Annotated in this window: 27 protein-coding genes; 14 read left to right on the top strand and 13 right to left on the bottom strand. The window is 71.5% G+C overall.

Translation table 11 applies throughout. The features are described 5' to 3' along the window. Positions 1-58 precede the first annotated feature (58 nt). Positions 59-514 carry a hypothetical protein gene (locus AW274_RS31500; RefSeq protein ID WP_062439951.1) on the bottom strand — a complete coding sequence of 152 codons (456 nt, stop codon included), beginning with the start codon at positions 512-514 and terminating at the stop codon, positions 59-61. 192 nt (positions 515-706) lie between these two features. Next, complete coding sequence (locus tag AW274_RS31495; protein WP_157520826.1) at positions 707-1,147, bottom strand: hypothetical protein; 441 nt, start codon at positions 1,145-1,147, stop codon at positions 707-709. Between the two features lie 497 nt (positions 1,148-1,644). Here AW274_RS31495 and AW274_RS31490 point away from each other — a divergent pair, with 497 nt between their 5' ends. The 3 genes from AW274_RS31490 to AW274_RS31485 all read left to right on the top strand — a co-directional run bounded on the left by AW274_RS31490 (position 1,645) and on the right by AW274_RS31485 (position 2,966). Then, entirely contained in the window at positions 1,645-1,854 is a 210-nt protein-coding gene (locus tag AW274_RS31490) for a hypothetical protein (RefSeq protein ID WP_062439945.1), read from the top strand. Positions 1,855-2,124: 270 nt separating this feature from the next. Next, complete coding sequence (locus AW274_RS42780) at positions 2,125-2,259, top strand: hypothetical protein (RefSeq protein WP_269750637.1); 135 nt, start codon at positions 2,125-2,127, stop codon at positions 2,257-2,259. After that, entirely contained in the window at positions 2,256-2,966 is a 711-nt protein-coding gene (locus AW274_RS31485) for a helix-turn-helix domain-containing protein (RefSeq protein ID WP_062439942.1), read from the top strand. Before AW274_RS42780 ends, AW274_RS31485 begins: the two co-directional genes overlap by 4 nt. Here the strand turns inward: AW274_RS31485 and AW274_RS31480 are convergent. The 3 genes from AW274_RS31480 to AW274_RS31470 form a co-directional block, all read right to left on the bottom strand. Further along, positions 2,948-3,523 (bottom strand): dihydrofolate reductase family protein, encoded by a 576-nt coding sequence (locus AW274_RS31480; RefSeq protein WP_062439939.1) that lies wholly within the window; start codon positions 3,521-3,523, stop codon positions 2,948-2,950. The two genes, AW274_RS31485 and AW274_RS31480, sit on opposite strands and share 19 nt — an antisense overlap. Before the next feature lie 84 nt (positions 3,524-3,607). After that, on the bottom strand, positions 3,608-4,588 hold the full coding sequence (locus tag AW274_RS31475; RefSeq protein WP_062439936.1) for a hypothetical protein: 981 nt from the start codon (positions 4,586-4,588) through the stop codon (positions 3,608-3,610). Between the two features lie 37 nt (positions 4,589-4,625). Next, a complete protein-coding gene (locus AW274_RS31470) occupies positions 4,626-4,943 on the bottom strand; it encodes a DUF6223 family protein (RefSeq protein WP_062439930.1) in 318 nt (105 codons plus the stop codon). Between the two features lie 135 nt (positions 4,944-5,078). On the opposite strand from AW274_RS31470, the gene AW274_RS31465 reads away from it, so the two are divergent. Next, positions 5,079-6,182, top strand: a complete 1,104-nt coding sequence (locus AW274_RS31465) for a sensor histidine kinase (protein ID WP_062439926.1) — start codon at positions 5,079-5,081, stop codon at positions 6,180-6,182. Beyond that, on the top strand, positions 6,179-6,856 hold the full coding sequence (locus AW274_RS31460) for a response regulator (protein WP_062439923.1): 678 nt from the start codon (positions 6,179-6,181) through the stop codon (positions 6,854-6,856). The genes AW274_RS31465 and AW274_RS31460 overlap by 4 nt, the downstream gene beginning before the upstream one ends. Here AW274_RS31460 and AW274_RS31455 read toward each other — a convergent pair. Next, positions 6,832-7,668: an SDR family oxidoreductase gene (locus AW274_RS31455; protein WP_062440656.1), complete on the bottom strand. Its 837-nt coding sequence runs from the start codon at positions 7,666-7,668 to the stop codon at positions 6,832-6,834. The two genes, AW274_RS31460 and AW274_RS31455, sit on opposite strands and share 25 nt — an antisense overlap. Before the next feature lie 96 nt (positions 7,669-7,764). On the opposite strand from AW274_RS31455, the gene AW274_RS31450 reads away from it, so the two are divergent. Continuing rightward, entirely contained in the window at positions 7,765-8,217 is a 453-nt protein-coding gene (locus tag AW274_RS31450) for a MarR family winged helix-turn-helix transcriptional regulator (RefSeq protein WP_062439920.1), read from the top strand. On the opposite strand, the gene AW274_RS31445 is transcribed toward AW274_RS31450, so the two are convergent. From AW274_RS31445 to AW274_RS31435, 3 genes are read right to left on the bottom strand one after another with little or no spacing between them, the layout of a single operon-like run. Beyond that, positions 8,204-8,395, bottom strand: a complete 192-nt coding sequence (locus AW274_RS31445) for a ferredoxin (protein WP_062439917.1) — start codon at positions 8,393-8,395, stop codon at positions 8,204-8,206. The two genes, AW274_RS31450 and AW274_RS31445, sit on opposite strands and share 14 nt — an antisense overlap. Further along, positions 8,392-8,976, bottom strand: coding sequence for a TetR/AcrR family transcriptional regulator (locus AW274_RS31440; protein WP_062439913.1), 585 nt, complete (start codon positions 8,974-8,976; stop codon positions 8,392-8,394). The genes AW274_RS31445 and AW274_RS31440 overlap by 4 nt, the downstream gene beginning before the upstream one ends. After that, positions 8,973-10,187 (bottom strand): cytochrome P450, encoded by a 1,215-nt coding sequence (locus AW274_RS31435; RefSeq protein WP_062439908.1) that lies wholly within the window; start codon positions 10,185-10,187, stop codon positions 8,973-8,975. Before AW274_RS31435 ends, AW274_RS31440 begins: the two co-directional genes overlap by 4 nt. Before the next feature lie 134 nt (positions 10,188-10,321). On the opposite strand from AW274_RS31435, the gene AW274_RS31430 reads away from it, so the two are divergent. From AW274_RS31430 to AW274_RS31415, 6 genes are all read left to right on the top strand, one after another. Beyond that, positions 10,322-11,569 carry an RICIN domain-containing protein gene (locus AW274_RS31430; protein ID WP_062439905.1) on the top strand — a complete coding sequence of 416 codons (1,248 nt, stop codon included), beginning with the start codon at positions 10,322-10,324 and terminating at the stop codon, positions 11,567-11,569. A 46-nt stretch (positions 11,570-11,615) separates the two neighbouring features. Then, positions 11,616-12,158 carry a type 1 glutamine amidotransferase domain-containing protein gene (locus tag AW274_RS31425; RefSeq protein ID WP_062439902.1) on the top strand — a complete coding sequence of 181 codons (543 nt, stop codon included), beginning with the start codon at positions 11,616-11,618 and terminating at the stop codon, positions 12,156-12,158. Between the two features lie 91 nt (positions 12,159-12,249). After that, positions 12,250-14,409: a peptidase domain-containing ABC transporter gene (locus AW274_RS31420; protein WP_062439898.1), complete on the top strand. Its 2,160-nt coding sequence runs from the start codon at positions 12,250-12,252 to the stop codon at positions 14,407-14,409. Positions 14,410-14,441: 32 nt separating this feature from the next. Then, on the top strand, positions 14,442-14,573 hold the full coding sequence (locus AW274_RS40685; protein WP_157520825.1) for a bacteriocin: 132 nt from the start codon (positions 14,442-14,444) through the stop codon (positions 14,571-14,573). Positions 14,574-14,678: 105 nt separating this feature from the next. Further along, the gene (locus AW274_RS42775) at positions 14,679-14,810 is read left to right on the top strand and encodes a hypothetical protein (RefSeq protein ID WP_269750636.1); all 132 of its coding nucleotides are present in this window, start codon (positions 14,679-14,681) and stop codon (positions 14,808-14,810) included. 63 nt (positions 14,811-14,873) lie between these two features. Further along, positions 14,874-15,521: an HAD family hydrolase gene (locus AW274_RS31415; RefSeq protein ID WP_062439893.1), complete on the top strand. Its 648-nt coding sequence runs from the start codon at positions 14,874-14,876 to the stop codon at positions 15,519-15,521. Here AW274_RS31415 and AW274_RS31410 read toward each other — a convergent pair. The 3 genes from AW274_RS31410 to AW274_RS31400 are packed head-to-tail and all read right to left on the bottom strand — an operon-like array spanning position 15,518 to position 19,656. Then, positions 15,518-16,504 (bottom strand): hypothetical protein, encoded by a 987-nt coding sequence (locus tag AW274_RS31410; RefSeq protein WP_062439890.1) that lies wholly within the window; start codon positions 16,502-16,504, stop codon positions 15,518-15,520. The genes AW274_RS31415 and AW274_RS31410 overlap by 4 nt on opposite strands. Beyond that, positions 16,491-16,973: a SigE family RNA polymerase sigma factor gene (locus tag AW274_RS31405; RefSeq protein WP_062439887.1), complete on the bottom strand. Its 483-nt coding sequence runs from the start codon at positions 16,971-16,973 to the stop codon at positions 16,491-16,493. The genes AW274_RS31410 and AW274_RS31405 overlap by 14 nt, the downstream gene beginning before the upstream one ends. A gap of 4 nt (positions 16,974-16,977) precedes the next feature. Next, a complete protein-coding gene (locus tag AW274_RS31400; protein ID WP_062439884.1) occupies positions 16,978-19,656 on the bottom strand; it encodes an FAD-binding and (Fe-S)-binding domain-containing protein in 2,679 nt (892 codons plus the stop codon). A gap of 59 nt (positions 19,657-19,715) precedes the next feature. On the opposite strand from AW274_RS31400, the gene AW274_RS31395 reads away from it, so the two are divergent. Further along, positions 19,716-20,096: a VOC family protein gene (locus AW274_RS31395; RefSeq protein ID WP_062439881.1), complete on the top strand. Its 381-nt coding sequence runs from the start codon at positions 19,716-19,718 to the stop codon at positions 20,094-20,096. Between the two features lie 63 nt (positions 20,097-20,159). Next, complete coding sequence (gene lysA, locus AW274_RS31390) at positions 20,160-21,362, top strand: diaminopimelate decarboxylase (protein ID WP_062439877.1); 1,203 nt, start codon at positions 20,160-20,162, stop codon at positions 21,360-21,362. A 48-nt stretch (positions 21,363-21,410) separates the two neighbouring features. On the opposite strand, the gene AW274_RS42770 is transcribed toward lysA, so the two are convergent. Then, a complete protein-coding gene (locus AW274_RS42770; RefSeq protein ID WP_269750635.1) occupies positions 21,411-23,051 on the bottom strand; it encodes a hypothetical protein in 1,641 nt (546 codons plus the stop codon). Positions 23,052-23,062: the final 11 nt, after the last annotated feature.

Here is a 23,062-nt window from a genome sequence, read left to right as displayed (position 1 = left end):
GGCCCACAGTGCTCAGGCATCGTTTGCCTGCGCCTCCATGGGCAGTCTGATCCCGTCATCAGGTGATGTCGACGTACCAGCGGTCGTGGCAGTGGTAGCCGCCCTCGACGGGGTAGATGCAGGCGCGGATCGGCACGTGCCAGTTCTCGATCGACGGGGTCTGTATGTAGTTGGCCCCGCTCCCGCTGAAGCTTCCAGAGCAGGTGATGTACGAGGAACCGGACACCTGTGCCGTCGTCACCCACCTTACGGTGAAGGTCTTGCTGCCTCTCTGCAGGACCAGGACGTCTCCTCTGCGGACGTTGGTCGCCGTGGCGAAGGTGTAGTTCCGCTGGGTTCCGTTCTTGAGGCCGACGTGCCGGCCCGCGTAGTCGAACGGGTAGTACGTTCCGATGTTGCTGTAGACGTCGGTGCGCTGACCGCAGGACGCCGCGTGAGCCGCCGTGGGCAGCGCGACGGCCGCGCCTCCCGCCACGAGCGTCGCAACGCCGAGATGGCACAGGATCTTTCGCATGTCGCCTCGAATCAGTCGTGGTTTCGCTGATACGAGAAGTGTCAATGCGGTGAGTATATTCGGGGTATATGGGCTATTCGGCCCATAGGTGACCACTCACAACGGTCTGTATGGGGATTCGCCGTTATGCGCCGAAGTCCGGGAGCGATCTTGTGAATTACTGGGGCTCCGCGTCAAGCCTGAAAGATGGTCTTACGCGCGGCCTCGAAGGCGCATCACGCACGCCCATATCTGTGCGCCGCATCCGGCCATGGCGGCGATCATTCCCAGATTCGCCGCCAGGGCCAACACTGCGACGTCCGCGGATGTCGTCGCCATCAGCGCGAACGGCAGGAACAGGGTCCCCATGCCGACGAGGACGACGAGTGCGGTGAGACCGGCGACGCATACCTGCAGGATCGCGAACGGGTGCGCCAGGTGCGGGCGAGCGAGGGGTGCGATGGCCAGGAGCACGGCGACGAGGCCGAAGAACGCGGTCCAGCCTCGGGCGCCGGTCAGGAACGCCATCGGCGACAGCCAGTTGACGAAGAACACCGGGAGTTGAGGACCGAGCACACAAATGCCGGCGCCGCCGATCAGCATTCCGTCCCAACGGGTCGGCGCGGCCCAGCGGTCGATCGAGGAAAGTGACACGGGCTCTCCCTGGAGTGAATCGGCGAGGATTCACATACTGGAATGAGTCACCCACTTGCCGGTGCGCGATTGGTCGATGTTATTGAATTGCTAGGATGTTGGACGCTTTATAACTCCAACTTTCACCATTTGCGATGAATGCCGGGGCTCCAAATATCGGGTTGGATACGGAGATCACCGCCTCCGACCACCTCGCCCGAGAGCACCGTCTCGCGCCGGCCTACTCGACCAGCGCCGAGACCAGCGCAGGAGACCAGATCCGGGGCCGTGTTCGCGATCGCTCGCAGCCCTTGGAAGCTCTGCATTGACACCGATGGTTGGTGGTCCCTGCGGGACTGCGGCGCATGGCTGGCCTTCGGTGTAGTCGAAGACCACGTTGCGGGTGGAAGTCCCGGGCGAGCGATGCGCGTCCGGCGGATCGGTCTGGATCGTGTCGATCAACGACTGAAGATCACCCCCAAGGCACCATCCTGACCGTCTCGGTCGCCGGGCGGTCGGTGCGGCTGCCGATCACGATCGGCGTGCGGACGCAGACGGTCTACGACTTCGACGACAACGTGCTGACCCGCTGGCGGGACATCAGCACCACGTCCACCAAGATTTCGGCCGACCCCGACGGGCTGCGCATCGACTTCAACGGGATGCGCAACGTCGGCGTCGGCACCCCCGACCGGGGCGGCGGTGGACGCGCGGCAGAACGCCGATGAGCGGTGGATCGAGGCCCAGGTGCGGGCGTTCGCGCAGTCGATCACGCTGGGGGCGCCCGCGTCGGTCGCGGTGGGCGAGACGGCCGTCCTCTCCGGGAGCGTCGTGCAGCCGCAGGGCGTGGCGACCGGCTCGCGGGTGGTGCCGCTGCGGTATCCGATGTCGGTGGTTCGCCCACGCTGGCGATCGGCAGCGGCGAGAAGGCCGTCGACGCGGCCCGCGCGGCGGGCAGGGTCGCGATCCTCGACCCCCGGACGCGCACGCTGACCGCGTTGAACCCCGGCACGGTCACCGTGTCGGTCACCGGCGACTCGATGCGGGCGTACACCGACGAGGGTTCGCTCGCCCCGGTCATGACCTTGAAGGCCAGGCACCCGTCGACATATGTGCCTATTCTTCTCGCGTGACACTGCGGTTCGAGACGCGCGCGTCCGACTCTGCCTGGGTCGACTCCGTCTGGACGTGCACGAGCGAGCGTGTCACCGAGATGACCTCGGTGGCGACGGCGTGCTGGGGGCTGGTGTTCCACGAGCGCGAGGGCGTCGCGTACGCGAGCGTCACCGGCCCCGAGAGCACGACCGGCACCGCGCCGGTTCCCGAGGGCGCGGCCTTCGTCGGCATCGAGTTCGCGGTGGGCACCTCGCTCAGGGCCGTGCCCACCGCGGAACTGGTCGGCGGGGGGCTCGAACTGCCCGACACGACGCACCGGACGTTCCGGCTCGACGGGCTGCGCTGGGAGACCCCCGGGCCCGACGACGCCGAGGCGCTGGTCGAGCGGCTGGTGCGGGCGGGGGCCGTGGTCCGTGACCCGCTCGTCGCCGAGGTCCGCCGCGGCGCCCTGCCCGACGTGTCGGGGCGCACGGTCGAGCGCCGGTTCCGGGCGGCGACCGGGTTCACGCAGGGGGCGGTGCGGCAGATCGAGCGGGTGCGCACGGCCTCGATGCTGCTGGCGGCCGGCACACCGGTCGCCGACGTCGTGGCCGAGTTCGACTACTTCGACGAGCCGCACCTGGCCCGCGCGCTGCGGCGCTACGTCGGGCGGACGGCGGGGCAGCTGCGCGAGGGCGCGGGTGGCGCGATCGCGCTGAAGCTCGATCAGCCGGCGACGTCGTAGATCACCTTGAGGACGCCGTTCGGGTAGGCCTGCGACTCCCGCAGGCGCAGCACCTGCTTGTCCTTGTCGGCCCTGCTGAACAGGCCCTTCCCGGCGCCGAGCAGGACGGGGAAGACGAGCAGGTTGTAGCGGTCGATCAGGCCGGCGTCGGCGAGGCGGCGGGCGAGGTCGGCGCTGCCGTGGATGAAGATGCCGCCGCCTTCGGTCTTCTTGAGCGCGGCGACGTCGTCGGCGGAGCGCAGGATCGTCGTCTCGCCCCACCCGTCGACGAGGTCGTCTTCCGAGAGCGTCGAGGAGACGACGTACTTGGGCAGGTCCTTGTAGGCGGCGTGGTCGTCGGAGTCGCGCCAGACCGGGGCGAACGCCTCGTAGCTGTGGCGGCCGAACAGCAGCGCCGTCGTGTCGGCGAGTTCGTCGCCCTTGAGCGAGAACGCCTCGGGCAGGAACTCGACGTCCTTGACCACCCAGCCGCCGCTGCGGTGGCCCTCGCTGGGTCCGCCCGGCGAGTCGACGACGCCGTCGAGGGAGACGAACCCGGTGTAGACCAACTCACGCATGTGCTGTTCTCCTCAGTACGGGGTGCTGGAGCCACGCCCATGCTAGGAGCCGCCGCCACGGCCGTCTTGTACGGAAACGACGGATCAGCGGCCGGTCGCCTGGATCGCCGTCCCGCCGACCGCCCAGACCGAATGGCTGCCCAGCAGGTTCGCGAGGTCGCGGACGGGCTGGTTCGACGGGAAGGCACCCGTCTCGACGCTCTCGGGCTTGATGTGCAGGTAGCGGTTGCCCGAGTAGGCGATCCAGGCCCCTCCCCTGCCGTCGGGTTCGGCCTGGGCGCGCGGCCGCACGCCCAGGTCGGCGCGGGCCTGGTAGGCGAAGTCGCCGAGGTAGCCGGTCAGCAGCAGGGTCTCGCCGCAGGTGGCGGCGCCGCACGGCCAGGCGGCCCAGCCCACGGCCATCACCCTGCCGGTCTCGCCGTCGACCGCGACGTCGGTCAGCTCCGACCGCTGGCCCAGATGCGACGAGGGAAGCGCGGGCAGCGGGACCGCGCGCCAGGCCGTGCCGGTCCAGCGGGCCAGCGCCGCCTTGCCCTTGGCCGAGCCCGCCGCCCACTTGCCGTCGAGTCCCTTGACCACGATCGGCGTCGGGACCTTGCGCCAGGTCGACCCGGTCAGGCGGCGCAGCGTCGACCGGACCGGCTTGGGGTGGTAGCCGACGTTCTCGACGACCCACAGGTTCGCGCCGATGGAGTAGGCCCGGTCGACCCGGCCGTGCTTCCACGGTTTGACCTGCCAGCGTTTGCCGTCCCAGCGGGCGTACTTCGACGTGCCGAACGCCCAGACCCGGGTGTCGGAGGCGGAGGCCAGCCTCTTCACCCGGAAGCCGGGGCCGGTCACCTGCTTGAACGTGGAGCGGCCTTTGAGCAGCAGCGGCTTGCCGTCTCGGGCGCCGGCGACCCAGACGGCTCCGCCGGGGGTCACCGTCACCGCGTCGTAGGAGTCGCGGCGGTCGGTGCGGATGGTCTTCCAGTCACCGGCCGCCGTCATGGCGTGGGCGGCCGCCGGTTCGGCGGCGACGATCAAGGCGACGGCGGTGGCGGTGACACGCTGCGATATGCCCATAAAGGTATGACGCGCCCATGAGCGGAGAAGTTGTCACTCAGGACCGCTTCAGCGCCATCCCGCCCAGCGCCAGCGCCACGAGCCCGAGCACCAGCGCCACCAGGCCCCCGACGAGACCCGACCCGCTGCCGGGGCCGCCCTCGGCGACGGCCACGACCCACCCTCCCCCGGCGAGCCCGAGGGCGCCCGCCGTCAGGGCGATGACCGCCCGCCGCCGGACGAAGCGGAACAGCGCCAGCCCGCCGTAGACGGCCCCGGCCAGGGCGACGAGCGCGGCGGCGAAGGCCCACGCGCGGGGGCTGGTCCAGCCGTAGACGGGCGCGGCGGTCAGGGCGAGAGCCCATCGAATCGACATGAGGCAGATGATGTCTCCGGCTCCCGGCCGCTGTCGTCCGCCGGCCGCAGGTCAGGGCATACCGCGTCCGCGGTAGCCGGCCGATCCTCCGCCGGCAGGAGTCGCGGGCGGCGGCCCCCGGGTTAGGGTGCGCGCATGAACTCACGGCGGGCCGCGGTCGTCGACGGGGCGATCGCCGTCTGCGTCGCGACGGCGCTGCTCGTCACCGGACTGTCGGAGCCGGGGTCGGCCGCCGTCGGCTACGTGCCGCTGGTGGCGGGCGGGCTCGCGCTGGCCGCGCGCCGCCGGGCGCCAGTGGCCGTGCTGGTCGTGACGGGGGTGTGCGCGGTCGCCTACCAGGCGGCCGGGTTCGACGTGCCCGCGGTCGCCTTCCTGTTCGCCGTGTACGCCGCCGTCAGGGCCGGGCACCGGATCGTCACCGTGGTCGCCAGTGTGCTGATGCTGGCCGCGCTCCCCCTGGCCGCGCTGGCCTCCGGGCTCCACGACACAGGTGAGGCGTTCGCCCAGGCCAGAGGCGCTCTGGAGCTGGCCTGGCTGGTCGCGGCGGGGGCGGCGGGCGAGGCGCTGCGGCAGGCCGAGCGGCGGGCCGACGAGGCCGAGCGGACCCGGGAGGAGACCGCGCGGCGGCGGGCCGACCAGGAGCGGCTGCACATCGCGCGGGAGCTGCACGACTCGCTCACCCACCAGATCTCGGTGATCAAGTTGCAGGCCGAGGTGGCCGTGCACGTCGCCCGCAAACGCGGCGAGGAGGTGCCCGAGTCGCTGCTGGCGATCCGCGACGCCGGTCGTGAGGCGGCCCGGGAGCTGCGCGCCACGCTGGAGGCGCTGCGCGACGACGCGAAGACCCCGCCGCGCGGGCTCGACGACGTACCGGACCTGGTGGAACGCGCGCGCACGACGGGCCTCGACGCACGGCTGACGATCGAGGGCCCGAGGGCCGACGTGCCGGCGGCGGTCGGCCGGACCGCCTACCGGATCGTCCAGGAGTCGCTGACCAACGTCGCCCGGCACGCCGCCGCGGCGACGGCGTCGGTGCGCATCGGCTACCGGCCGGGCGCGCTGGTCGTCCAGGTCGACGACGACGGCCGGGCGACGCCCGGCGTCGCGCCGGTTCCGGGGGTCGGGCTGCTCGGCATGCGCGAGCGGGTCACCGCGCTCGGCGGGCGGCTGCGGGCCGAACCGCGCGGCGGGGGCGGCTTCACCGTCGAGGCCGAACTGCCCGTGGACGAGACGCCGTGATCCGGGTCGTGCTGGTCGACGACCAGCCGCTGCTGCGCGGCGGGTTCCGCGCCCTGCTCGACCTCGAGGACGACATCGAGGTCGTCGGCGAGGCCGGTGACGGGCTGGCCGGGGTCGCGCTGGTCAGGGAGCTGGTGCCGGACGTCGCCCTGGTGGACGTCCAGATGCCGGTCGTCGACGGCATCGAGGCGACCCGGCGCATCGCCGCCGACCCGGCCCTGGCCGGGGTGCACGTCGTGATCCTCACCAACTACGGCTTCGACGAGCACGTCTTCGACGCGTTGCGGGCCGGCGCGGCCGGGTTCCTCGTCAAGGACGTCGTGCCGGAGGACTTCCTGCACGCCGTGCGCGTCGCCGCCCGGGGTGACGCGCTGCTGGCCCCGTCGATCACCCGCAGGCTGATCGACGTCTACGTCACCCAGCCGCCCCATTCGGCCGCCGCGCTGGCGGAGCTGACCAACCGGGAGCGCGAGGCCGTCGCCCTGGTGGCGAGGGGCCTGACGAACGACCAGCTCGCCGAGCGGATGGCGATCAGCCCGCTGACCGCCAAGACCCATGTCAACCGGGCCATGAGCAAACTGCACGCCCGCGACCGCGCCCAGCTGGTCATCGTCGCCTACGAGTCGGGGCTGGTCGCGCCGCGCGGCCCTCAGCCGCCGAGGCGGTCGGCGTAGTCGCGGGCGAACTCGGCGAAGGTCCGGCCCGGCCGCCCGGTCACGGCGCTGAAGGTGGGCGTGGTGTAGTCGCCCCAGCCCGCGTCGTACGCCTTCAGGTATTCGGTCGTGACGGCCGCGTCCCACTCCCGCATGCCGGCGTTCAGCAGCACGGGGTAGGCGTCGTCGGGGCGGACCGGCTGGAAGTCGAGCGGGCCGCCGGACACCTCTTCGAGGGTGCCGGTCACGTCGCGCAGCCTGACCGACTCGGGCCCGGTCAGGGTGTAGGTCTGCCCGTGGTGCGGCGTGGGGTCGCGGAGCACGGCGGCGGCGAAGTCGGCGATGTCGCGCACGTCGATCATGCCGATCCGGCCCTCGCCCGGCGCCCCGTAGAAGGTGCCGCCGTTGACCGAGCCGAGAATGTTCTGCATGAAGTACGCCGGGCGGACGATCGTCCAGCCGAGGCCGGAGGCCGCGAGTTCGAGGTCGGACAGGGCGTGCAGCCGGCCGTTGCGGGTCGGGGCGTCGTGCCCCGCGCCGATGGCCGACATGCGGACGACGTGGCGCACCCCCGCCTGCCGGGCCGCCCACAACGCGTTGCTGCTGGCGTGGGTGGCGTCGGCCCCCATGGCGGTGAGCAGCCACACCGTGTCGACGCCCTTGAACGCCGGTTCGAGCGTCTCGGGGTGGTGCAGGTCGCCGACCACGGCCTCGGCCCCCGCCGGCGCCTTGGCCTGGTCGCGCACGAGTACCCGCAGGTCGTCGCTGCCCTGGAGCGAGCGCAGCACCTCACCGGAGACGGTGCCGGTGGCGCCGGTGATCAGAATGGTCATCGCGATGTTCCCCTCTTCCATGCGATCGAAGACGTCCCCGACGATATAGTAAGAAATAGTGACAGTCAAAAATGGTGACTAATTTGGAGGCCGGCAGTGCGACGGAGTGAGCGCAAGCGGGAGCGGCCGGACCTCGGCATCCTGTCCGGACGCACGCTGTTCAGCCTGCAGAAGGACCTGTTCACGCGCCTGTCGGCGATGGGCCACGCCCAGGTCAGGCCGCGCCACGGAGCCGTGCTGGCCTACCTCGACGCCGAGGGCAGCCGGGCCTCCGACCTGGCCGCCCAGTCGGGCCAGCACAAACAGGTGATCGGCACCCTGGTCGACGAACTGGTCGCGCTCGGGTACGTCGAACGCCGCCCCGACCCCGCCGACCGCCGGGCCAAGCTCGTCGTGCCCACCGAGCTGGGCCTCGACCACATGGAGAAGTCGGACGCCGTCCTCGTCGAGATGGAGGCCGAACACGCCCGCGCGGTCGGCGAGGAGGCGTACGCGGAGTTCAAGCGGGTCTTCCAGCTCGTCGCCGAGCGGTCTGTCAGCTCAGGCTGATCGCCGAGCAGGGGCAGTGGTCGGCGGCGTCCTCGACGGCGGCGTGCAGCTCGGGCCCCGGTTCTGGCCGCAGGAGCAGCACGGTGCCGTCGTGCTCGTCCTGGTCGAAGACCTCGGGGGCGATCAGCGCGCACTGGCCCGACGAGCAGCAGCGCTCCCTGTCGACGGTGACGATCACGGCAGTCTCCTCTCCAGGCCGGCGGCCAGCAGGCCGATGACCTCTTCGGTCTGTTCGCGCAGGGCGGCGTGGTCGGCCGGCTGGTCGAGCCATCTCTCCAGCACCACCCGCATGGCGGTCAGCGCCGTGGCCGCGCAGACCGCCGGATAGAGGTCGTCAGGCGAGCGCCCGAGCCGGTCGGCGATGGCCTCGGCCAGCGCCTTCTCGCGGGTGGCGTAGACGGCCAGGCGCTGCGGCAGCAGCGAGGGGGCCCGCACGATCAGCCGCAGCGCCTCGGTGTCGCTGACGGCCATCACGCAGGCGACCGCCTCGCGCAGCGCCGCCAGCACCGGTTCGCCGGGCGGCCGGGCGCGGAACTCGGCGATCAGCGCGTCGGCCTCGGCGGCCACGGCCGCGACCATCGCCTCCTCCTTGCTGGAGAAGTAGTTGAAGAAGGTGCGCACCGCGATGTCGGTCTCGGCGGCGATCTGCTCCACGGTCACGTGTTCGACGCCGTGGCGCAGGGCCAGCCGCAGGGCCGCGTCGCGCAGGGCGGCCCTGGTCGCCAGCTTCTTGCGTTCCCGCCGGCCGACCACGGTCATGACCAGGTCACCGGCAGCGAGTGCACGCCGAAGACGAGCATCTCCTCACGCAGCGGCACCTGATCGGCCGGCACGGCCAGCCGCAGCTCGGGCAGCCGGGTGATCAGCTCGCCCAGGCCCACCTTCATCTCCACCCGGGCCAGCTGCTGGCCGAGGCACTGGTGGACGCCGTGGCCGAAGGCCAGGTGGGAGACGCGGGGGCGGCTCAGGTCGAGGCGGTCGGGATGGTCCCAGTGGGCGGGGTCGCGGTTGACCTCGGGCGTGGCGATGATCACGGTGGCGCCGGCGGGGACGGTCACGTCGCCTATCGTCAGGTCTTCGGTCGCGACGCGGCTGACCCCCATCTGGACGATCGACAGGAAGCGCAGCAGCTCCTCGATCGCGGTGTCGAGCAGTGCCGGGTCGGCACGCAGCCGGGCCAGCTCGCCGGGGTTCTCCAGCAGCGCGAACGTGCCCAGCGCGAGCATGTTGGCGGTGGTCTCGTGGCCCGCGCCGAGCAGCACCAGCGCGATGTCGACGAGCTGGTTGTCGGGCAGGTCGAGCAGGCCGGAGATCAGGTCGTCGCCCGGCGCGGCCCGCTTGGCCGCGACCAGCTCTCCCATGAACGTGTAGAGCCCCAGCCCCGCCCGCGCCCGTTCGTCGGGCGGGCTGGTGGAGTCGAGGGCGACGGCGGTGTTGCGCTGGAACCGGTCGCGGTCGGCGTAGTCGACGCCGAGCAGCTCGCAGATCACCAGCGACGGGATCGGCAGCGCGTAGGCGGGCACCAGGTCGGCCTCGGCGCCGGCGGCCTTCATGGCCTCGATGTGCTCGACCGCGATCTCCCGGATGCGGTCTTCCAGGGCGCGCATGCGCCGGACGGTGAACTGGCCGGTCAGCAGCTTGCGCAGGCGGGTGTGCTCGGGCGGGTCCATGAACACGAACATGCCGTCGTCGCGGGTCTCGACCTGGCGCGGCTCGGCGTCGGTGGTGGCGTCGGGGTGGCGGACGCGGTCGGAACTGAAGCGGGTGTCGGCCAGCACGGCGCGGGCCTCGTCGAGGCCGGTGACCAGCCACGCGTCGGCGCCGTTGGCGAGCCGGAGCGGCTGGACCGGGCCCTGCCCGCGCCGCCCGGTGAGCCCGGCGGGCGGGTCGAACGGGCAGCCGGCGCGCTCCACGAGATCGGCGGGCAGCAGGCGGCGGAGTTCCGTCGGGGTCTGTGCTGCGGATGTCATGCCGTCGGGTCTACCCGGCCAAGTTGCACATTATGCATCGATGCATGACGTGCAATTTTCCAGATCATTGACAGGCGCGGTCATTTGTTAGGAAACTTTCTTAAGAAAAACCACCGTTCAAGGGCAGGTATCCCGTGAAACGTCTGTTCGCCGCCTTATTCGGCCTCGTCCTGATCGCCGTCCTCGCCCCGCCCGCGCAGGCCGCGCCGTTCAAGGTGCTCGCCTTCTACAACGGCACCTGGGACGCCGCCCACATCGACTTCACCAAGGACGCCAAGGAGTGGTTCCCCGGAGCCGCGGCCCAGAACGGGTTCACCTGGGAGGCGACGACCGACTGGTCGCGGCTCAGCTCCTCGACGATCTCGCAGTACAAGGTCGTCATGTTCCTCGACGACGCCCCGCCCGCGAGCCAGCGCCAGGCGTTCCAGAACTACATGAACAACGGCGGGGCCTGGCTGGGCTTCCACGTCAGCGCGTTCACCACCGACCCCAACTCGTGGAGCTGGTACTACAACACCTTCCTCGGGTCGGGCGCGTTCGCCACCAACACCTGGTTCCCGACGGCCGAGACCCTGAAGATCGAGAACCGCAACCACCCGTCGACCGCCGGGCTGCCCGCCACGATCCAGTCGTCGGTCAGCGAGTGGTACTCGTGGAGCCGCGACCTGCGGCAGAACCCCGCCATCAACATCCTGGCCTCGATCGACACCTCCAGCTTCCCGGTCGGCACCGACCCCAACCAGCAGTGGCGCAGCGGGTTCTACCCGATCATGTGGACGAACACCAACTACAAGATGCTGTACACGAACTTCGGCCACAACGGCATGAACTACTCCACCAACACCCGCACCTCCTCGACCTTCGCCAGCGCGCAGCAGAACCAGTGGCTCATCCAGGGCATCCGCTGGCTGGCCGGTGAGGGCGGCACCACCCCGCCGCCCACCGACACCATCTCCCCCTCGACCTGGTACACGGTCGTGAACGAGAACAGCGCCAAGTGCGTCGACGCCCGCGCGGCCGGCACGGTCAGCGGCACCGCGATCCAGCAGTACACCTGCAACGGCACCGCCGCCCAGCGTTACCAGTTCACCCCGACCAGCGGCGGCTACTACCGGATCTCCGGCCAGGGCAACTCCGCCCAGGCCCTCGACGTGACCAACGTCTCCACCGCCGACAACGCCCCCATCCAGACCTGGACCTACGGCGGCGGCAACAACCAGCAGTGGCTCCCGGTCGCCGAGGGCGACGGCTACTACCACTTCGTCAACCGCAACAGCGGCAAGTGCCTGGACGTCCCGGCCGCCTCGACCGCCAACTCGGTCCAGCTGGTCCAGTACGCCTGCAACGGCACGGCCGCCCAGTCGTTCCGGTTGGCCGCGTAAAGACTGGGCAGGGGAAGGGTCCGCACCGCTCAGAGGGGAGACTGACATGCTCGAAGGCAAGACCATAGCCTTCCTCGCCGCACCGGCGGGCGTCGAGCAGGTGGAGCTCACCGAACCCTGGAAGGCGATCAAGGACGCCGGTGGGACGCCGAAACTGATCTCCACGAAGGAAGGGGAGATCCAGGCGTTCGACCACCTCGACCGAGGAGACAAGTTCCCGATCGACGCCACCGTCGGACAGGCCCACGCGGCCGACTTCGACGGGCTGGTGCTGCCCGGCGGGGTCGCCAACCCCGACTTCCTGCGGATGAATCCGAAGGCGGTCAGGTTCGTGCGCGAGTTCTTCGACCAGGGCAAACCGGTCGCGGCGATCTGTCACGCGCCGTGGACGCTGATCGAGGCCGACGTCGTACGGGGCCGCATGATGACCTCGTGGCCGAGCCTCCAGACCGATCTCCGCAACGCCGGGGCGACCTGGCAGGACAAGGAGGTCGTGGTCTGCACCGAAGGACCGTCGACGCTGGTCACCAGCCGTATGCCGGATGACCTGAAGGCCTTCTGCGAGGCCACGATCGACGCCTTCGCCTGATCGACCCGATTCCTGAGGACCCGGCGGTTTTCGCCGGGTCCTCAAATCATGGGCAAGTCAGGTCCAAGTCGGCGCTGCCACGCTCCCGAAAGTGAACGTGAGAGTACCGGTCCGGCTCCAGTCGGGCCTGGCCGAATGCGGGGCCGCCTGCCTGGCCATGGTGCTGAGCCACCACGGCCGCCACACCGGGGTCCGCGAGGTGTCCGAGCAGTGCGGGGTCGGCCGCGACGGCCTCTCGGCGCTGGCGATCGTCAAGGCGGCGCGCGGCTACGGGCTGACCGCGACCGCGTACAAGGCCGAGACCGTCGCCGACGCCCCTCTCCCGGCAGTCGCCCACTGGCGGCGCAACCACTTCGTGGTGGTCGAACGGGAGACCGCCCGCCACGTGGACGTCGTCGACCCGGCGGCCGGCCGCCGGAGGCTGACCCGGGAGGAGTTCGCCGAGGGCTACTCGGGGGTGCTGCTCACCTTCGCGCCGGGCGAGACGTTCCAGCGCAGGAAACGGGCCCGCCGGACGTGGGTCGGACCGCTCGCCCGGACCGCGCTGCAGAAGGGCCTCATCGCGCGCATCCTGCTGGCGTCGCTGCTGCTCCAGGTCATCGGGCTGGCGGTGCAGACCTTCTCGGGCATCCTCGTCGACGGGGTGCTGCCGACGAAGGACTCGGCGCTGCTGGTCTCGCTGGGGCTGGCGCTGGCGGCGGGCGGCGTCGTCCACCTCGGGCTGACCTATCTGCGCGCGGCGACCGTGCTCAAGCTGCGGTTGCGGGCCGACCGGCTGCTGACGTCGGAGGTGGTGAACCACCTGTTCCGGCTCCCCTACCGCTACTTCGCCACCCGGGGCTCCGGCGACCTGGCCCAGCGCAGCGCCAGCGTGGGCCGGTTGCGGCAGCTCATCTCCGGGCCGATCACCACGGCACTCCTCGACGGGCCGCTCGCCGTCGGCTACGTGACGATCGTGTTCCTGTCGTCGGCGCCGCTGGGGCTGTGCCTGCTCGCGCTGGCGTCCGTCCAGGCCGTGCTGCTGCTGCTCACCCGGCGGCGGCGCGCCGACCTGAACCTGGCGGCGCTGTCGGCGCAGGTCCAGACGCAGGGGCAGCTCATGGAGGCCATCAAGGGGGTGGAGATCCTCAAGGCCGGGGCCATCGAGGACGCCGCGCTGAGCCGCTGGTCGCAGCTGTTCCTCGACCAGCTCAACGCCGACGCGCGGCAGGGCCGGATGGAGAACCTGGTCACCTCGGTGCTCGACAGCATGCGGCTGGCCGCCCCGGCGGCGCTGCTGTGGACCGGCGGCTGGGAGGTGCTGAACGGCCGTCCCCTCGGCCAGACGCTGACCCTGGTCGCCCTGGCGGGCGCGGCGCTGACGCCGATCCTGTCGCTGGTCGGGACGGTGCGCATCCTCCAGGAGGCGGGCACCCATCTCGAACGGCTGGCCGACATCCTGGAGTTCACCCCCGAGCCCTACGGAGAGGTGCAGGTCGGCCACCTGCGCGGGCAGATCGAGCTGCGCGACGTGTCGTTCCGGCACGCCCCCAACGGCCCCTGGATCCTGTGGAAGGTCTCGCTGACCATCGGCCGGGGCCAGAAGATCGCCCTGGTGGGCGGCAGCGGCTCGGGCAAGAGCACCCTCGCCCGCGTCATGGTCGGCCTCTACGAACCCACGTTCGGCGCCGTCAGCTACGACGGCGTGCGGATGGAGGCCCTGCACCGCTCCTCCCTGCGGCGGCACTTCGGGGTGGTCACCCAGGAGGCCCACCTGTTCACCGGCACCATCAGGGAGAACATCGCGCTGGGCCGGCCGGGGGCCACGCCGCAGGAGATCGTGCGGGCGGCGAAGACGGCCTGCGTCCACGACGAGATCATGGCGATGCCCATGGGCTACGAGACCAACCTGTCGGAGGGCATGGGCCTGTCGGGCGGGCAGAAACAGCGGCTGGCGCTGGCCAGGGCGGTGCTCGGGCGGCCCAAGGTGCTGCTGTTCGACGAGGCCACCAGCCACCTCGACACCGTCACCGAGGCCGCCATCGAACGCAACCTGGCCGCCCTGACCCAGACCCGCATCGTGATCGCCCACCGGCTCAGCACCGTCCGCGACGCCGACCTGATCGCCGTCGTCGACGACGGCCGCGTCGTCGAGCAGGGCACCCACGACGAGCTGGTGGCGCTCGACGGCCACTACGCGCGGCTGGTGGCCCACCAAGAAAACACACCAAGAAGCACCAAGATCCCACCAAACGTCCCTTGCGACTCTTGAGTCGCAAGGTTCACCGAACGAAGGGGGTTGTCATGGACGACTTCACCAACACCGCGAACGAACTCACCGAGACCGAGCTCGCCGAGGTCACCGGCGGTCTGCCGTGGAACTACGACTGGGCGAACTACGACTGGCGCGACGCGGTGATCGAGGCGCTGCCGTAGTCGTGTCCGACTTGGAGCGGGCTCTGACTCACGCACAAGTGATCGCCAAGTGAGTGCTGGGACCTTGATTGCGCAAGGTTCACGGAACGAACGGAGGGGGTTGTGATGAACAACTTCGAGAGCACCGCCCAGGAACTCGCCGACACCGAGATCGCCGACGTCACCGGCGGCATGTGGGCGAACTACGACTGGATGAACTACGACTGGCGCGACGCCGTGATCGACGCCCTGCCGTAACCAGCGTGATGGAACGGGGCCGTCCCTTCGGGCGGCCCCGTTTTCTCGTGTCAGGCTGTACGCATGATCGAAGCCATCGTTTTCGACCTCGACGGGGTCGTCGTCGACTCCGAGCCCGTCTGGGAAGAGGTCCGCCGGGCCGTCGTCGCCGAGTTCGGCGGCACCTGGATGCCGGACACCCAGAAGCGCCTGATGGGCATGAGCACCCCCGAGTGGGCCGACTACCTGACCGGCGAGCTCGGCGTCTGGCTCTCCCCCGACGAGACCGCCGCGACGGTGATCGAGCGTATGGCCGAGCGCTACCGCGACCACCTGCCGCTGCTGCCGCACGCCGCGGCGACCATGCGCGCCATCGCCGACCAGTGGCCGATCGGGGTGGCCAGTTCCTCCCCCGCCGTGCTGATCGACACCGTGCTGGCCGCCCTCGACGTGGACGTCCGGGTGGCGATCTCCACCGAGACCATGAAGCGCGGCAAGCCCGCCCCCGACGTCTATCTGGCCGTCGTCGAGCGGCTCGGGGTCACCCCCGAGCGGTGCGTGGCGGTGGAGGACTCCAGCAACGGCCTGCGGTCGGCCGCCTCGGCCGGGCTCATCGTGGTCGCGGTGCCGCAGGCGGCCTACCCGCCCGACGCCGACGCGCTGGCCGGGGCGTCGCTGGTGCTGACCGACCTGGCCGCGCTCACCCCCGAAGCGGTGGCGCGGTTGGCCTAGTGCCGGGCCAGGCCCGGGATGACGACGGCGGCCTCCGGCGGGTATTCGCCGATCAGCCGCTCCTGCCGGCCGATCTCGTAGAGGCGCTGCACCCGGTTCCCGGGCTCGACCACGACGTAGCCGTCCGCGGCCGGGCCCACCGCGTAGCGGCCCTCCGGGAGTGACAGGTAGGCGTCGGCCCGGCCGTTCGGGGCGACCATCTGGATGACGTGCTTCTCGCCGTATTCGTGCAGGTAGAGCTGGTCGCCCCGCGACTGGATCCACAACCCGTGGTCCTCGTCGGCGAACGGGCCCTTCTGCGCGCGGAAGACGACCGGCCGCCCGGCGACGGTCAGGGTGAGCTCACGGGCGACCTTCTGGGGCGGCTGGAGGATCAGGTCGCCGCCGCCGGTCAGACCGACGATCTCGGTGTCGGCCGCGACGTCCGGGCGGCTCGTCTCCAGGGTGCGCAGGTCGACGTCGAGGTAGTGGGAGACGTCGCCGTCCCGGTGGTGGGCGAGGATGATCCGGCTCGAATCGGCCGCCCACACCCAGGGGGCGTAGACGCCGCCCAGTTCGGCGGGGATCTCCAGGTTGGGGCCGCTGAGCAGGTCGTTCAGGCGGTAGCCGCCGTCGTCCTCGGGGATGCCGAGCCAGCGGCCGTCCGGGGAGATGGTGTAGTTTCCGGGCGGGTTGACCGTGTCCGAGCCGACCCGGATGTCGATGTCGCGGCCGTCGGTCAGCCGCAGCACCGTCGGGCAGCCGGTGCGGCAGCCGGAGAAGAGGGAATGGGCCCGCACGCCGGCCTGCGGCGGCTCGCCGAGGACGGGCGCCGCCTCCGGCTGCGGACGCAGCCACGTGAACAGGGCGATCACCGTGACCGCGACGGCCACCGCGCTCCAGCGGGCGGCGCGGCGGCGGCCGGCGGTGTCGATGGCGCGGTCGGGGTCGCCGTAGTCGCGGGCGTCGTCGGCCAGGTCGAGGTAGGCCTCACGCGGGTTCATGGATGCCTGCCTTCCGCAGCCGCTTCAGGGCGTCGTGCGTGTGCCGCTTGACCGTGCCGACCGAGCAGCCGAGCCGGGCGGCGATCTGCGCCTCGGGCAGGTCTTCGTAGAAGCGCAGGTAGAGGACGATGCGCTGTTTGGCCGTGAGGGTGGTCAGGGCGTGCCGGAGCACGATCTTCAGCTCGGTGTCGGGCGGGGGCGCGCCGGAGTCGGGGGGCTGCGAGGTCGGGAAGAAGACCAGGCTGCGGGGGCGGTGCCAGGTCCGTAACTGGTTGATCATCATCGTCTTCAGGTAGGCCTCGGGGTCGTCCGCGGCCGAGATCCGCCGCCACTTGGCTGCCGCCTTGGCCAGGGTCTCCTGCATGAGGTCCTCGGCCTTGGCGTGGTCGCCGGTGAGCAGATAGGCGGCACGCGAGAGCGCGCGGCCGCGTACGGCCACGAACTTCCGGAACCCCTCCGCGTCGTGCATCGCCCTATGGACTCCGCCCGGGGCCGGAAGGTTGAGACGCCAGGAACTCCGCCAGGTGGAGGGCGTGGATCCCCATGCCGTGCTCGATCTGGGTACGGCAGCTGAAGCCGTCGGCCAGCACCCGGGCTCCCCCGGCCGCCCGGAGGGCGGGGAACAGGGCCTGCTCGGCGACGGCCGTCGACAGGGCGTGGTGGCCCGGCTCGAAGCCGAAGTTCCCGGCCAGGCCGCAGCAGCCCGCGTCGAGCTGGGTGACGTCGGCGCCGGTCCGGCGCAGGACCCGGAGGTCGGCGTCGGCGCCCATGATCGCGTGCTGGTGGCAGTGGGGCTGGGTGACCACCCGGCCGGGGAGGTGCGGCGGGTCGACGTCGTGGTCGTCGAGCAGTTCGGCCAGGGTCCTGGTCCGGTCGGCCAGCCTCCTGACGTCGGGGTCGCCGGGGAGCAGTTCGGGGGCGTCCGACCGGAGGACGGCCGTACAGGAGGGTTCGAGGCCGACGAACGGGAGGCCGGCGTCGAGGTCGTCGCGCAGGACGCGGGCGGTTCTGCGCAGCACGAGCCTGGCCACGCCGAGCTGGCCGGTGGAGATCCAGGTGAGGCCGCAGCAGATGGGGGCGCGCGGGATGCGTACCGAGAAACCGGCTCTTGAGAGCACCCGGGTCGCGGCGACCGCGACGCCGGGGGTGAAGTTGTCGGTGAAGGTGTCGGGGAGCAGCAGCACCTCCGGGCCGCGTTTCGGGGCCCGGAAGGTGTCGCTGAAGCGGACCCGGGCCGGGCGCGGCAGGGGGCGTTCGGTCGTCAGGCCGGGCACCCTCGGGACGCGCAGCAGCAGCGGGAAGCGCGCCCAGAGCGGGAGCCAGCCGAGGGCGTAGTGGGAGAAGGGGCGGATCCGGCCCTGGTAGTGGTGGTGCAGGAACTCGGCCTTGTAGGTGGCCATGTCGACGTGGACGGGGCAGTCGGAGCGGCAGCCCTTGCACGCCAGGCACAGGTCGAGGGCGTCCCTGACCTCCTCCGACCGCCAGCCGCCGGTGATCACGTCGCCCCGGAGCATCTCCGACAACAACCGGGCCCTGCCCCGGGTCGAGTGGGTCTCGTCGCGGGTGACGCGGAAGCTCGGGCACATCACGCCGCCGGTGTCGCGGCGGCACTCCCCGACCCCGGCGCACGCCGACGTCTCGGCGGCGAAGCCGTCGCGGAAGCTGAAGACCGTCGCCACCTCGCGCGGACGGGACTTCAGGTGGTCGTCGAGCCGGTCGGGGTCGATCAGGCGGCCCGGGTTCATCCGGTTCCGTGGGTCGAACAGCCGCTTGAAGCGGATGAACGCCGCCATGACCTCGTCGCCGAACATCCTCGGCCACAACTCGCCCCTGGCCAGGCCGTCGCCGTGCTCGCCGGAGAACGAGCCGCCGTAGGAGACGACCAGGTCGGCGGCCTCCTCGACGAAGGCGCGGTAGTCGTCGCGGCGGAACGGGATCCGGGTGTGCACACACCCGTGGCCGAAGTGGCCGTAGAGGGACGACGCGCCGTAACCGTGGTCCTCCTGGAGTCGGCGCAGGTCGCGCAGGTACTCGCCGAGGCGTTCGGGCGGCACGGCCGAGTCCTCCCAGCCCGGCCAGGCGTCGCCCGCTGTGGCCCCGACGGCCGCCTCGCGGATGGCGGCCACCGAGGCGACGTCGTTCGTGATCACCGGCCGCACCCCCAGGTCGGCCGCCATGGCGCGGGCCAGCGCGGCGGCCTCCTCCGGGGTGTCGGCCCCGAACTGGACGACCAGCCAGCCGCCGCCCTTCGGGAGCCGGTCGATGGCCGCCAGGTTGAGGCGGCGGGCGCGTTCGTAGCCGATCAGGCGGTCGTCCATGCCCTCCAGGGCGATCGGGTCGTAGGGCGCGATCGACGGGGCGGCGTCGGCGGCCTCGAAGACGTCGCGGAACCCGATGATCGCCGCTGCTCCCGCCCTCGGCCGGGGCACCATCCTGAGCCGGGCCCGGAGCACGGTGACCAGGGTCGACTCCGAGCCGACCAGCGCCCTGGCCAGGTCGCGGCCGTTCTCCGGCAGCAGGGCGTCGAGGCCGTAGCCGGAGACCCGGCGCGGGATCTTCGGGAACCGGGCCCTGATGGCCTCGGCGTGGTCGGCGGCGATGGCGTCGACGGCCGTGCGCAGGGGCTCGGGCGCGGCGGAGGCCCAGAAGCGGGCCCCCTCGTAGGTGAGCACCTCCAGGTCGAGCACGTTGTCGGAGGTCTTCCCGTACGCCTGCGCGGTCGCGCCGCAGGCGTCGTTGCCGATCATGCCGCCGATGGTGCAGTGGTTGTGGGTGGCCGGTTTCGGGCCGAACATCAGGCCGTCGCCGGTGAGATCGTCGAGCACCGTGCCCGGTTCGGTGACGACGGAGCCGTCGTCCTCGCGCCGAAACCGGGTGCAGTACGTCGACCAGTCGACGACCACGGCCGTGTTGCAGCACTGGCCGGCCAGGCTGGTGCCGCCGCCGCGCGACAACACGGGCACGTCGTGGTCGGCGCAGATCTCGACCGTCAGGGCGGCGTCCTCGATCGTTCTCGGTACGACCACCCCGATCGGCACCTCGCGGTAGTTCGAGGCGTCGGTCGAGTAGGCCGCCCTGGTGCCCCGGTCGAACCGGACCTCGCCGTCGACGTGGGCGCGCAGGGCGTCGTGGAGGCGGTCGAAGAGCGCCATACGCACGCCCCTTGCCCGGCCGGGGTAGGTCCATACGACTTTGCGGGCAAAGGTACGCCATGACAGTGATTCCGACGATCCGCTATCACGACGCCGACAAGGCCCTGGCGTGGCTGACCGCCGTGCTGGGTTTCACCTCTCCGGAGGTCTACCGCTCCGACGACGGCGTGGTCGTGCACGCCGAGCTCAGCCGGGGCGCCGGCATGGTCATGCTGGGCTCCGTCGGCAAGGGGCTCGACGTGGTGACCGGACCCGCGAGCACCTACGTCGTGGTCGACGACCTGGAGATCGACGCCCTGTACGAGATCGCGAAGGCGGCCGGGGTGGAGGTGATCCGGGAGCTGCGGTCGGAGGACTACGGCGGGCGGGGATACACGATCCGCGACCCCGAAGGGCACGTGTGGAGCGTGGGGAGTTACGACCCCGTCAATACGGCGTAGCAATGGCGCGAGGACGACATATAGATCCCCATTTATTGCTTTTTGGGTGCTTAGTGTCGGTTCATGGATTTGGCTGATATCGCCCGTCGATTCGGGACCCCCGCGTACGTCGTGGACGAGGACGCCGTCCGGGCCCGCTGCCGCGACTACCTCGCCGCCCTGCCGTCGGCGACGGTGGCCTACGCCGGGAAGGCGTTCCTCACCCAGGCCATGGCGTCGTGGGTGGCCGAAGAAGGGCTCTCCCTGGACGTCTGCTCCGGCGGAGAGCTCACGCTCGCCCGGTCGGTCGGCTTCCCGGCGTCCCGGATCATCTTCCACGGCAACGCCAAGACCCCCGCCGAGCTGCGCGAGGCCGTCGGGGTCGGGCGCGTCGTCATCGACAACGTGGCCGAGATCCACCGGCTGGCCGCGCTGGTGCCCGTCGATTCGCGCCAGGACGTCTACCTGCGGGTCACGCCCGGCATCGAGGCCGGCGGGCACGCGGCCATTCGCACCGGCTCCGAGGGGCAGAAGTTCGGCATCCCGCTGGCCGAGCTGCCCGACGCCGTCGCGCGGGTGCTGAGCCAGCCCGAACTGCGGCTGGCCGGGCTGCACTGCCACATCGGCTCGCAGATCACCTCGGTCGCGCCGTACGAGACCGCGGCCAAGATCATGGTCGACCAGCTGGACATGGTCAGGGAACGGTTCGCGACCACGCTGCCCGAACTCGACCTCGGCGGCGGCCACGGCGTCGCCTACCTCGACGACGAACACGGCCTCGACCTCGGCCACTTCGGCGCGGCCGTGCCGAAGGTGATCGCCGAACGCTGCCGCCACCTGCGGCTGCCCGAACCCCGGCTGACGGTCGAACCCGGCCGGGCCATCGTGGCCGCCGCCGGGGTCACCCTCTACCGGGTGATCTCGGTCAAGCGGCAGGGCGGCCGGACCTTCGTCGCCGTCGACGGCGGCATGAGCGACAACCCCCGCCCGGCCCTCTACGGGGCGCGCTACTCGGTCTCGGTGCCCGGACGATCCGGGGAGCCGGTGACGATCGTGGGGCGGCACTGCGAGGCCGGCGACGTGATCGCCGAGAACGTGCCCGCCGGGGACGCCCGGCCCGGCGACCTGGTGGTCGTGCGGGTGACCGGGGCCTACCACCATGCGATGGGGTCGTCGTACAACCTGACGTGCCGCCCTCCGGTGGTCGCCGTGCGGGGCGGGACGGCGCGGTTGATCGTCCGGCGCGAGGAGACCGCCGACCTGATGCGGCGCGACGTCGGCCGTTAGACGGCGAAACGCCGTCCCGCCACGTGGCGGGACGGCGTTTCACTCGTCCTAGAGAGCGGTGACGCAGACCACCCTCGGGGTCAGCACCGTCGGCAGCAGGCCGCCGTTGAACAGGCTCACGTCCCACGACAGACCCGACACGTTCGGGACCGAGCTGGTGACCGGCTGGGTGATCGGGGCGAGCGAGTAGCCGCCGCCGACCGCGCGCTTGCCGAGCGGGCAGACCGCCGGAGCGCTGCACGCCGACAACGGCGCACAGGTGACGGGCAGCCCCTCGACGATCTCGTAGCCTGAGACGCCGTTCAGACCCGGCTCACCGTTCAGCCCGTTCAGCCCCGCCGGACCGCTGGGACCGACTGGACCCACCGGGCCGACGGGACCCTCGGGACCGACCGGGCCGGGCGCACCCGCAGGACCCGCCGGACCGGTCGCGCCCAGCGGCCCCATCGGACCGGGAACGCCGGGGAACCCGGGCGGTCCGGGAGGACCGGCCGGACCCATCGGGCCACGCGGACCACGCGGCCCCTTGCAACACGGGTGACCGGCGGTCGCGGCACGCTGCACCTCGGCCTTGGCCGTCTCGGCCGCCGCGGGCGTGGCCCCGGCAGCCCCGGCGAGCAGCGCCTCAGCCCGCACCTGCCCCTCCACGGCAACCGAAGCCGGAGCAGCAGCGGCCTCGGCAGCGGCGACCGGAGCGGCCTTGTCGAGCGGCGTCGCGGCCTGCGCCGGAACGGCCGACATCGCCGCCGCGGCGGCCTTGGCGGCGGCCTTCGCAGACCTCTCGGCCGGGGTGTCGAAGGTCGCCATCGGAGCGGCGCCCTTCGCGACCAGCGCGGCCCTGAGCGCGGCGGCGGCGCGCTTCTCGGCCAGCTTCTGCATCATCTCGGCCCGCTTGGCGGCGGCCTTCCGCATCATCTCGGCGCGCTTGGCAGCGGCCTGCTGCATCGCCTCGGCCTGCTTGGCGGCGGCATGCTCAGCCAGCATGCCCTGAACGGCAGAGGCGTCCATAGCCGCAGCGGCAGTCGCAGCCTCAGCGGATGCCGGAGCAACCTCAGCCCGAGCGCCAACCTTGGCCGAAGCAGCAGCCTTAACCGGAGCGGCCTTGGCCTGAGCGGCAGGCTTGACCGGAGCAGCAGGCTTGGCCGAGACGGCAAGCTCGGCCGAAGCAGCTGCGGCCGGGGCCGGAGCAGCCGGAACGGCGGCCTTCGGCTGAGCGACCGCAGCCGCAGACTTGGCGGGAGCAGCAGCCGGAGCGACGGGCTTCGCCTGAGCAACCGCCGCAGCCGGCTTGACGGGAGCGGCCGAAGCAGCGGGCTTGGCCTGAGCAACCGCTGCGGCGGGCTTGGCCTGAGCGGCCGCCGCAGCAGACTTGGCAGGAGCAGCGGCCGGGGCGGCGGGCTTGATCGGGGCGGCCGGGGCTGGGTCGTCCTTCTTCTTGGACGAGGTCGCCGGGGCGCCCCACTGGGCGACGGCCTTCTTGGCGGCGGCTGCGGCGGGCTTCTTGGCCGACTTCTCGGCGCCCGCGGCACCCGGGATGTTCTTCGCGGCCGGGGCCGGCTGGATGGGCGTGTCGATGGGGTTGATCTGCGCCGAGGCGGCTGCCCCGGAGAAGGTGACCAGGGCGGCGGCGAGCACGCCCGTCAGCCCCAGACTCCATTTGTTGGCACGCGTATGCATATGCACTTCCATGCGAGTTGTCA

The sequence above is a fragment of the Herbidospora daliensis genome (assembly GCF_001570585.1).
GTDB classification, from domain to species: Bacteria; Actinomycetota; Actinomycetes; order Streptosporangiales; family Streptosporangiaceae; genus Herbidospora; species Herbidospora daliensis.
This window is presented reverse-complemented; position numbering and strand designations above follow the sequence as displayed.

Coding starts and splice junctions, on each gene's coding strand:
- AW274_RS31435 (WP_062439908.1), bottom strand. CDS start 10,187: ATGACATCCGCAGCACAGACCCCGACGGAACTCCGCCGCCTGCTGCCC.
- AW274_RS31475 (WP_062439936.1), bottom strand. CDS start 4,588: ATGGGCATATCGCAGCGTGTCACCGCCACCGCCGTCGCCTTGATCGTC.
- AW274_RS31465 (WP_062439926.1), top strand. CDS start 5,079: ATGAACTCACGGCGGGCCGCGGTCGTCGACGGGGCGATCGCCGTCTGC.
- AW274_RS31405 (WP_062439887.1), bottom strand. CDS start 16,973: ATGCACGACGCGGAGGGGTTCCGGAAGTTCGTGGCCGTACGCGGCCGC.
- AW274_RS31395 (WP_062439881.1), top strand. CDS start 19,716: ATGACAGTGATTCCGACGATCCGCTATCACGACGCCGACAAGGCCCTG.
- AW274_RS31480 (WP_062439939.1), bottom strand. CDS start 3,523: ATGCGTGAGTTGGTCTACACCGGGTTCGTCTCCCTCGACGGCGTCGTC.
- AW274_RS42775 (WP_269750636.1), top strand. CDS start 14,679: ATGAACAACTTCGAGAGCACCGCCCAGGAACTCGCCGACACCGAGATC.
- AW274_RS31440 (WP_062439913.1), bottom strand. CDS start 8,976: ATGACCGTGGTCGGCCGGCGGGAACGCAAGAAGCTGGCGACCAGGGCC.
- AW274_RS42770 (WP_269750635.1), bottom strand. CDS start 23,051: ATGGAAGTGCATATGCATACGCGTGCCAACAAATGGAGTCTGGGGCTG.
- AW274_RS31425 (WP_062439902.1), top strand. CDS start 11,616: ATGCTCGAAGGCAAGACCATAGCCTTCCTCGCCGCACCGGCGGGCGTC.
- AW274_RS31410 (WP_062439890.1), bottom strand. CDS start 16,504: ATGAACCCGCGTGAGGCCTACCTCGACCTGGCCGACGACGCCCGCGAC.
- lysA (WP_062439877.1), top strand. CDS start 20,160: ATGGATTTGGCTGATATCGCCCGTCGATTCGGGACCCCCGCGTACGTC.
- AW274_RS40685 (WP_157520825.1), top strand. CDS start 14,442: ATGGACGACTTCACCAACACCGCGAACGAACTCACCGAGACCGAGCTC.
- AW274_RS31400 (WP_062439884.1), bottom strand. CDS start 19,656: ATGGCGCTCTTCGACCGCCTCCACGACGCCCTGCGCGCCCACGTCGAC.
- AW274_RS31415 (WP_062439893.1), top strand. CDS start 14,874: ATGATCGAAGCCATCGTTTTCGACCTCGACGGGGTCGTCGTCGACTCC.
- AW274_RS31500 (WP_062439951.1), bottom strand. CDS start 514: ATGCGAAAGATCCTGTGCCATCTCGGCGTTGCGACGCTCGTGGCGGGA.
- AW274_RS31455 (WP_062440656.1), bottom strand. CDS start 7,668: ATGACCATTCTGATCACCGGCGCCACCGGCACCGTCTCCGGTGAGGTG.
- AW274_RS31470 (WP_062439930.1), bottom strand. CDS start 4,943: ATGTCGATTCGATGGGCTCTCGCCCTGACCGCCGCGCCCGTCTACGGC.